At 68.4% G+C, this 8,854-nt stretch carries 6 protein-coding genes and 1 pseudogene; 5 read left to right on the top strand and 2 right to left on the bottom strand.

The genetic code is table 11. The features are described from left to right. The first annotated feature begins 591 nt into the window (after positions 1 to 591). The 5 genes and pseudogenes from ACTWQJ_RS39585 to ACTWQJ_RS39565 all read left to right on the top strand — a co-directional run bounded on the left by ACTWQJ_RS39585 (position 592) and on the right by ACTWQJ_RS39565 (position 7,129). Positions 592 to 1,905 (top strand): AI-2E family transporter, encoded by a 1,314-nt coding sequence (locus ACTWQJ_RS39585; protein WP_443311274.1) that lies wholly within the window; start codon positions 592 to 594, stop codon positions 1,903 to 1,905. A 42-nt stretch (positions 1,906 to 1,947) separates the two neighbouring features. Continuing rightward, positions 1,948 to 2,430 carry a hypothetical protein gene (locus tag ACTWQJ_RS39580; protein WP_443311273.1) on the top strand — a complete coding sequence of 161 codons (483 nt, stop codon included), beginning with the start codon at positions 1,948 to 1,950 and terminating at the stop codon, positions 2,428 to 2,430. Positions 2,431 to 2,732: 302 nt separating this feature from the next. Next, positions 2,733 to 3,260, top strand: a complete 528-nt coding sequence (locus ACTWQJ_RS39575) for a TerD family protein (protein WP_443311272.1) — start codon at positions 2,733 to 2,735, stop codon at positions 3,258 to 3,260. A 724-nt stretch (positions 3,261 to 3,984) separates the two neighbouring features. Continuing rightward, positions 3,985 to 5,144, top strand: a pseudogene (locus ACTWQJ_RS39570) (alkaline phosphatase PhoX). A gap of 125 nt (positions 5,145 to 5,269) precedes the next feature. Then, entirely contained in the window at positions 5,270 to 7,129 is a 1,860-nt protein-coding gene (locus tag ACTWQJ_RS39565) for an endonuclease/exonuclease/phosphatase family protein (RefSeq protein WP_443311271.1), read from the top strand. Between the two features lie 261 nt (positions 7,130 to 7,390). Here the strand turns inward: ACTWQJ_RS39565 and ACTWQJ_RS39560 are convergent, their stop codons facing one another. Both ACTWQJ_RS39560 and ACTWQJ_RS39555 read right to left on the bottom strand, forming a co-directional pair. Further along, positions 7,391 to 8,488, bottom strand: coding sequence for a tyrosine-type recombinase/integrase (locus tag ACTWQJ_RS39560; protein ID WP_443311270.1), 1,098 nt, complete (start codon positions 8,486 to 8,488; stop codon positions 7,391 to 7,393). Continuing rightward, positions 8,482 to 8,706: a hypothetical protein gene (locus ACTWQJ_RS39555; protein ID WP_443311269.1), complete on the bottom strand. Its 225-nt coding sequence runs from the start codon at positions 8,704 to 8,706 to the stop codon at positions 8,482 to 8,484. Before ACTWQJ_RS39555 ends, ACTWQJ_RS39560 begins: the two co-directional genes overlap by 7 nt. Between the last annotated feature and the right edge of the window lie 148 nt (positions 8,707 to 8,854).

Genomic DNA, 8,854 nt, shown 5'->3' with positions numbered 1-8,854 from the left:
CCAGACCCGGCGGATACACCCAGGTCAACAGCCCAAGACCCGATAACTCCGGCACACCCTCGGCCACCGACACCACCCCCGAGACGGTCCCAGCAGACTACGCCCGCAAGTTAACGCAACGGAATTGGCCCTAGAGGGTCTGTCAGCCGAGCACTCGGTGTACGTGCATCTCCACGCCCTCTGCCGGGGTATCCTCTGCTCCGCCCCGTTCGGATATTTCTTCACGTCGACCGGTGGCCCGCAGCCGTGCTGGCCATCACGCGTGGGGCTCACCACGGACCTGCTGACCATCGGCCACGACCGCACGCTGCTGCACCGCTGGTGCGATCGAACGGTGTGCTGGGAGACCCACACCTCCGCTGCCGCAAGGTCGGCGGGCAGACGGCACGCACCGGGACAACCAGCCCGGGAACATCCGGCTGGACGACAACGGCATCGGCGACTTCACAGTGCTGTAGAACGCCTCGAGCGTAGGGAGCCGCGGAGCAGGCCGACCGTACCGCCTGGGCTGAACGCCAGGGCAACGGCCAGCCAATCCAGGAAGAACCGGGCGGCGTCCGGCCTCAGGACGGCGTGGGCGAGACTTGCACGGTGGCACGCACAGACGAGACCAGTCAGCCCACCCCGCACGCGTCTGCCTTCGACACGGCGCCGAGCCCGCAGCCCCCGCCCGGGCGGGCCACCGGGTCGGGTGCCCGTATGCCGCGCTGGCTGCCGCGCGCCCTGATGCTGGCGCTCGCCCTCATCGCCGTGTTCCAACTGGGCAGTTGGGCCTTCCACCAGCTCCTCGGCCTGCTGATCAACATTCTCATCGCGTTCTTCCTCGCCCTCGCGATCGAGCCCGCAGTGAGTCGGCTGGCCTCCCACGGCATGCGCAGGGGACTGGCCGCCTTCCTGGTCTTCCTCAGCCTCCTGATCGTGACCGCCGGCTTCGTCACACTGCTCGGCTCCATGCTCGCCGAGCAGATCATCAAGATCGTCGAGGAGTTCCCGGCTTATCTCGACTCCGTCATCAACTGGATCAACGCGCACTTCGACACCGGCCTGAAGCGGGTGGACGTCCAGGAGGGCCTGCTCCGTTCCGACTGGCTGCGCAACTACGTGCAGAACAGCGCCACCGGCGTTCTGGACGTGTCCACGCAGGTCCTCGGGGGGCTCTTCCAGCTGCTGACGATCACCCTGTTCGCGTTCTACTTCGCCGCCGACGGACCCAGACTGCGCCGCGCGCTCTGCTCCGTACTGCCGCCCGCCCGGCAGGCCGAGGTGCTGCGGGCCTGGGAGATCGCCGTCAACAAGACCGGCGGCTACCTGTACTCGCGCGGCCTGATGGCACTCATCTCCGGCATCGCGCACTACATCCTGCTGCAAGCATTGGGCGTTCCCTATGCGCCCGTCCTCGCCGTCTGGGTGGGGCTGGTCTCGCAGTTCATCCCCACCATCGGCACCTATCTCGCGGGCGCGCTGGCCATGCTGATCGCCTTCACGGTCGATCCCTGGTACGCGCTGTGGGTACTGATCTTCGTCGTGGTCTACCAGCAGTTCGAGAACTATGTGCTGCAGCCCAAACTGACCTCGAAGACCGTCGACATCCACCCCGCGGTCGCCTTCGGATCGGTCATCGCCGGCACCGCCCTCCTCGGCGCCGTTGGCGCCCTGATCGCCATCCCGGCGGTCGCCACACTCCAGGCGTTCCTCGGGGCATACGTGAAGCGCTACGATGTCACGGACGACCCGCGCGTCCACGGCCACCGGAGCAGGGGCGCCAGCACCGGCCTCGTCACGCGCGTCCGCCGGTTGCGGGAGCAGAAGTCCGGAGAGAGGGCAACGGCAGAATCTGCAGCGGGCTCCTCATCGGCGGACGACGGGGGAGCATCTCGCCGCGCGGCCGCTTCGGGCCGCGCGTAGGCGACTCCCTGCAGATGTGCGCTCGGCTATCACAATTCCGCTGTGGTCGACAACAGTCGGTGGATCGGTCTCATCACCGGCGGGACGGCGGGGGTCGCGAGTTGGGTCACCGGCCGAGGTGCCACCAGATCCGCGCGGGTGCATGCCGAGGTCACCGCGCACGCGGCCCAGGCAGCAGAAGCACGCACCCGGCGGTGCGACGCGTACCGGGAGATGAGTGCGGCGGTGCACGGACTGTCCGAGGTGTTGTGGCGCGTGGAGGAGGTCGACGCCACCGCGGAGGCCCAGCTGCGAGCCGCCCTCGTCGCGCAGATGCAGACCGCCGCCCGAGCGGCGCTCAACGAGGTGACCAGAGCCAGCCGGGAGGTCATGCTGGAAGGGCCGACGCTGGTCGCTGAAGCCGTGCGCACCCTGCGCCGCGCGGCGATCACCACGAGCAGCCTGCTCGGACAACTGGTGACGGGCAGTGAGGAAGAGCGCAGCCGGTACGACGCCGCTATCGGGACTTCCGCCAGGAGCACCTGAAGTTCCTGGAGCTCGCCCGGCCGGCACTGGAGGTCGGGTGGGAACCCCGGGCCCGGCTCTCCTCCCCAGCCCTGCGAGCACAGCGACGACGACGCCCTCGAACCAGGAGCGTGGCACAGCGTCAACGAGCGCTGTGTGGCTGACATAGAGAGCATGGCAGCACGATGCCGGGCACACGCGCGAACGCGCCGGCCGCCGAAGGAGCCGACCGCACAAGGCTTCAACAGGATGGCCGAGAGCCATACTTGACCATGCGGGGGACCGATCCCGTGGTGGCTTGGTATGGGAGAGGCAGCAATCCAGTGAGCAGCGGCAGCCAGGGAGTGGAGAAGGCCGAGGTACGGCTCAAGTGGGACCCGAGTCACTGGAATCAGCCGCCTCATCATCTCGACATCATCGCCGCCACCTACTCGGCGGACGCCCCCTACGGGCGGCCGGTGTACGTCGTCCACTTCGACAGCCGCTCACCGGACGGCACCATCAACATGAGCCGGCACAGCCAGACCGGTCAGGGCTTCGGCTATGTCGAAGCGATGACTCTGGAGCTCGATCGCCTCGCGTCCTCCTTCGCACGGGTGGTCGTGGGCGTGGCGATCCACCAGAACAGCTGTCTCAAGACCTTCGGTGACATATCGAATGCCGGAGTGCTGATTGTCGAGGGATACAAGGAGCTGCTGAAGGATGACTTCGCGCAGGTCTCCGGATCCACCGCGGCGACCGTGGCAGAGTTCACCCGGGATACCTCCGGAGCGTGGGAGTTTCACGAGATGGTCCGAGGATTCGACAGCGACCCCGTGGGCTTCACCGCCGAGATGGGCAGCGCCCCATAGCGCTGACCGCCAGCAGCACACAGACGTACGGCCGATCGCGCTGGCGCAGCCATGAGCTCCCGGGACCGCCAGAAGAAAGCACCCGGGAGTCGTCATGTCTCGGCCTCGGCGCTACTCGTCCAACTCGGGCGGCTGTTCGTAGGCGCTCAGGAGCCCTTCGATGCGGTGGTTGTTACTGGACTGCCGATCGTAGAGACACTTCGCGCGCACAGCCAGGTGGACAGCGTCGAGTGCCGCAGGGCGTACGGGCGCTTCGCGAGCGGGGGTGCCGACGAGGGCGGGCGGCAGGGCGAGGTCGCGGGTTTCGTGCCGCTGCCGACCGCGGCCCTGGTCACCCTTTGGCCAGCGATGCCCTACTCCGCGCGGCCCGCGCAGCAAGCGACCGCCGAGCCGACTGACACCGCGCCCCAGGCGACTGGCTCTGATGCCAGCCTCACGACGACCCCATGGCATCGGTGAGCGGGAAAACACCAACGATCACCGGCCCAAGGTTCTTGGTCCTCCTTCCCAGCAAGGAACCTCCATCACTTGGTCCGCAAGGATTCCCTGATCGTTCATTTGACGGCGGACTGAACCTTTCTGCACCAAATCTACCCACCGGTCGGCCGAAAAGAGTTCGCCCCAGGGATCCTTACCGCCCCCTGCCAGCGGCCCTAGGGTCCCGGTGACCAGTCGGCGGCGCTCAACAAGTCATCGTTCGCCCTTCGTTGACGAAGGAGTACCTGTGGAACGTCGCAACTTCCTGCGTGGTGCCGTGCTCGGCACCTCGGCCGCCGTCTTCGGCGGCACCCTCATGCACGGCGCCGCCTACGCGGCCCCGGCCCAGAACGGCACCAGCCCCTACGGTGGCCTGCTGGCCGCCGACGCCAACGGCATCATGCTGCCGTCCGGCTTTACCAGCAGAGTTATCGCCCGCTCCAGCCAGACCGTCCCCGGCACCTCTTACACCTGGCACAGCGCCCCCGACGGCGGCGCATGCTTCGCCGACGGCACGGCTGGATCTACGTCTCCAACGCCGAACTGAGCAGCGGCGCCGGCGGCGCGAGCGCCGTCAAGTTCAACTCCACGGGCTCCGTCATCGGCGCCTACAGCATCCTGTCCGGCACCAACCGCAACTGCGCCGGCGGCGCCACCCCGTGGAACACCTGGCTGTCCTGCGAGGAGGTCTCCCGCGGCTACGTCTACGAGACCGACCCGTGGGGTGTGAACGCCGCGGTCCGCCGGCCCGCCATGGGCCGCTTCAAGCACGAGGCCGCCGCAGCCGACCCGGTCCGCAAGGTCATCTACATGACCGAGGACGAGTCCGACGGCTGCTTCTACCGGTTCATCCCCACCACCTGGGGCGACCTGTCCTCCGGCACGCTGCAGGTGCTGGTCGCGGGCAGCGCCGCCTCCGGCTCTTTCACCTGGTCGACCGTGCCCGACCCGGACGGCCAGCCCACCACCCGCAAGCAGGTCTCCGGCGCGAAGGTCTTCGCCGGCGGCGAGGGCTGCCACTACGCCGGCGACACCGTCTGGTTCACCACCAAGGGCGACAACCGCGTCTGGCAGGTCAACCTGCTCAACAGCACCTACGAGCTGGCCTACGACGACAACCTGGTCACAGGCCGCACCGCCCCGCTGACCGGCGTCGACAACGTCACCGGCTCCACCTACGGCGACCTGTACGTCGCCGAGGACGGCGGCAACATGGAGATCTGCATCATCACCCCGGACGACATCGTCGCCCCCTTCCTGCGGATCGAGGGCCAGGACAGCTCGGAGATCGCCGGACCGGCCTTCTCCCCCGACGGGGGGCGGCTGTACTTCTCCAGCCAGCGCGGCACCTCCGGCAGTTCCTCCGGAGGCATCACCTACGAGATCACCGGCCCGTTCCGTATGTGATCGAGGACTTGTGACGGTTGGGGCGGCGCGGCCCGCGCCGCCCCAACCCACGCACTGCTTCGCGCGGCTTCCGCAGCCGGCGCCTTCCCCACACGGTTTCCCCATCCCTCCTCCTGGAGTCCTCAGTGAAGCCTGCCCTCGTTCTCTCCAGATCCCGCTCGGGACGAGGTCTCCTGACCGGTGCTCTGCTCGCGGCCGTTTCGGGGTCCTTCGTCGTCCTCGCCCCCGCCACAGCGTCGGCGGACACCTGCGGCTACACCTCGACCCGGATCCGTGACATCCAGGGTGCCAAGCACATCTCCCCGCTCAACGGCGCGAATGTCAGCAACGTCCGCGGTGTGGTCACCGCAGTCGGTTCCAACGGTTTCTGGTACCAGGACCCCTGCCCGGACACCAACGACGCGACCTCCGAGGCCCTGTTCGTCTACACATCGAGAACCCCCACGGTGAAGGCGGGTGACGAGATCGCGGTCAACGGCAAGGTCAGCGAGTACCGTCCCGGCGGATCGTCGACGGCCAACCTGACCATCACCGAGCTCACCTCGCCCTCGATCACCAAGCTGGGCACCAGGACGGTGCCGGCCGCCACGGTGATCGGCACCGGCGGCCGGATCCCGCCCGGGGCGGTGATCGACGACGACGCCACCGGTGACGTGGAGAGCTCCGGCACCTTCGACCCGGCCACCGACGGCATCGACTTCTACGAGTCCCTGGAAGGCATGCTCGTCCAGATCAACAACCCCGTCGCCACAGGACCCACCAACCAGTACGGCGAAATACCCGTGCTGGGCGACGACGGGGCCAACGCCGCCGTACGCACCACCCGCGGCGGTATCGTGCTGCGCCAGAACGACCCCAACCCGGAGCGCATCCTGCTCGACGACTGGGCCCTCGCGGGCTCCACCCCGGCCGTCAACACCGGAGACCACTTCACCACCGCCGCGGTCGGCGTACTCGACTACAGCTTCGGCAACTTCAAGCTCCAGCTCACCCAGGCGCTGTCCCGCGTGGACGGCGGCCTGAGCAAGGAGACCACCAGCGCGCCCACCTCCGGCCAACTCGCCGTGACCACCTTGAACGTGGAGAACCTGGACGCCAAGGACCCGCAGAGCAAGTTCGACGCCCTGGCCGCACAGATCGTCACCAACCTCGCCGCACCCGGCATCGTCGCCCTGCAGGAAATCCAGGACAACAACGGCCCCGAGGGCGGCACCCCGGACGCCACCCAGACCTGGGCCAAGCTGATCAACGCGATCAGCGCCGCCGGCGGCCCCGCCTACGACTACCGGCAGATCGACCCGGTCAACGGCGCCGACGGCGGCGAACCGAACGGCAACATCCGGGTCGGCTTCCTCTTCCGCACCGACCGGGTGACCTTCGTACCCGGCACCCACGGCGACGCGACCACCGCCGTCCAGGTCTCCGACAGCGGCGTCTCCGGCGACCGGGTGGCGTTGAGCCTCAACCCCGGACGCATCGAGCCGGGCAACTCCGCGTTCAACGACAGCCGTAAGCCGCTGGTCGGCAAGTTCTACTTCAACTCCAAGCCGGTGTTCGTGATCGCCAACCACTTCAACTCCAAGGGCGGCGACGACCCCCTGTTCGGCCGCTACCAGCCCCCGACGCGCCCCAGCGAAACCACCCGCAACACCCAGGCCCAGATCGTCGCCGACTTCTACAAGAAGATCACCACCATCGACCCGAACGCCCGCATCATCGTCGCCGGAGACCTCAACGACTTCGAGTTCTCCACCGCCGTCGGCAAGCTCACCGCCGCGGGTCTCACGGACCTGCCCGCCACCCTGGCCGACGGCGACCGCTACAGCTACATCTACGAAGGCAACTCCCAGGTCCTCGACCACCTGCTCATCTCCCCGGCCCTGGTCACCGCCGGCTACGCCTTCGACGCCGTGCACACCAACAGCGAGTTCGCCGTCCGGCCCACCGACCACGACCCGCAGATCGCGCGCCTGAACATCCCGTAAGCCGCACGTCAGGACAAGGGCCTCGGTGGCCCCAGCCCGACGCCGGGGCCACCAAGGGTTCCGCCCCCGTCCCCGTCCCCATGACGGTCACGTCTCGTTCCCACCGTCACCAAGATCTGACGGCATGCCTCGCGCATCAGCAGCCGGCTTCCCACACCAGCCGAGCAAGGACCATGGATCCTCAAGGCGAACCGTCGCCCGACCAGCGGAATCCGTCTGACCGACGGCACTCCGACGTCCCGCACGGCTCGTGCAGGAGAGCTACTCCCCGTCCGGTTCATCGGGCTCGGGTGGCCGGTCGTAGGCGCTCAGGAGCCCTTCGATGCGCTGGTTGTTGATGGACTGCCGGTCATACAGGCACTTGGCATACCGGCTCAGCAGGACCTCGACGCTGTTTCCCGCCCGCTGGGCGACCTCGGCCGGGTCCGCGCCCGCGCACAGCCAGGTGGACAGCGCCGAGTGCCGCAGGTCGTACGGGTGCTTCGCGAGCGGGGTGTTGGTGAGGGCGGGTGGCAGGGCAAGCTCTCGGGTTTCGTGCCAGACCCGGTGGAAAGTGGTGTAGCTGATGACGCCGCCGCGTTCGCTGAAGAACAGCCAGCCGTCGTCGGCCGTGCCGAAGGTGGCGACGTGCTCGCGCCACAGCGCCACCAGATGCGGCGGCAGCGGCACCACCCGCGTTTCCCCTGGTGGACGGTTCTTCAGGCCGCGCTCGTCGTGGTACTCGCCGGTGTCGGTCCACCGTTTGCCCGCCTGCGGCAGGGTGCGGTGCACGATCAGCCGCCCCCAATCGGTCCGGGGCAGGCGGCAGTCCGGCAGCGCTGCCGCGACCGCCTCCTCCGGACGCAGCCCTGCGTAGTACATGCCGGCGAAGAACCCGACCAGCCGACGGCCACGGGCCCTGCGGTAGCCGCCCACGTAGGAGACGGCGCTCAGCAGATCCCGTGCCTGGTACGGGTTGGCCACCACTCGCGGGTCCACCGCGGTGGCCGGCTTGGGCACCCGCCACCGGATCTTCTCCAGCGGATGACTGCCCAGCTCGCCCCTCTCTACGGCGTAGTGGAGCGCGTGCACCAGCACCTTGCGCTTGCGGCGCATCGTCTCCACCGCCGCCTCGCCGCCGTCGAGCTTGCGGCGCAGCGACTCCAGCACATCGCGCGCCAGGACCGGATCGTGCAGGTCGACCAGCGGCCGGGACGCCTTCGCCACCCACTGCAGCACCAGCCGGTCTTCCGCCGGCATCTCCCGCTCCCCCGGCCCAGGTACGACAAAGGCCCAGTGCCGCAGGGCACGGCGCAGCAGCTGCTCTTTCGGTCGGCCCGGCATGTCCCAGCACATCGCCAGGGTGATCGCTGTCAGCACATCGCCAGGGTGATCGCTGTCAGCGCATCGCTGACCTCGTCCCTGCTCTTCGCCGCATGGCCGAGCCAGTGTGCCCGCGCGTACTCGGTCGCGAAGTCGTACCAGGTCAGCTTGGACGGACCTCGGAGACCGTACATGGGGCTGGCGCCCTGGGCCAGGCCCGCCCGGATGGCCCGCACCAGCTCTGCCCCGAACTCGCCCGCCAGATCCGCGACCATGCGCACCGCGCGCTTGCGCAGCTCAGGCGGGTAGGAGCAATGCCGCGTAGTTAGCGTGTGACGCGATCCGTCAAATCGGGGGAGGTCCAGCCTTGTTCGAGCATGTACGTGCCTCTGCCGACCTTGCGGATCAGCCCCTCGGCCGTCC

The organism is Streptomyces sp. KR55 (assembly GCF_052245645.1).
Classification (GTDB): domain Bacteria; phylum Actinomycetota; class Actinomycetes; order Streptomycetales; family Streptomycetaceae; genus Streptomyces; species Streptomyces flavusporus.
This window is presented reverse-complemented; position numbering and strand designations above follow the sequence as displayed.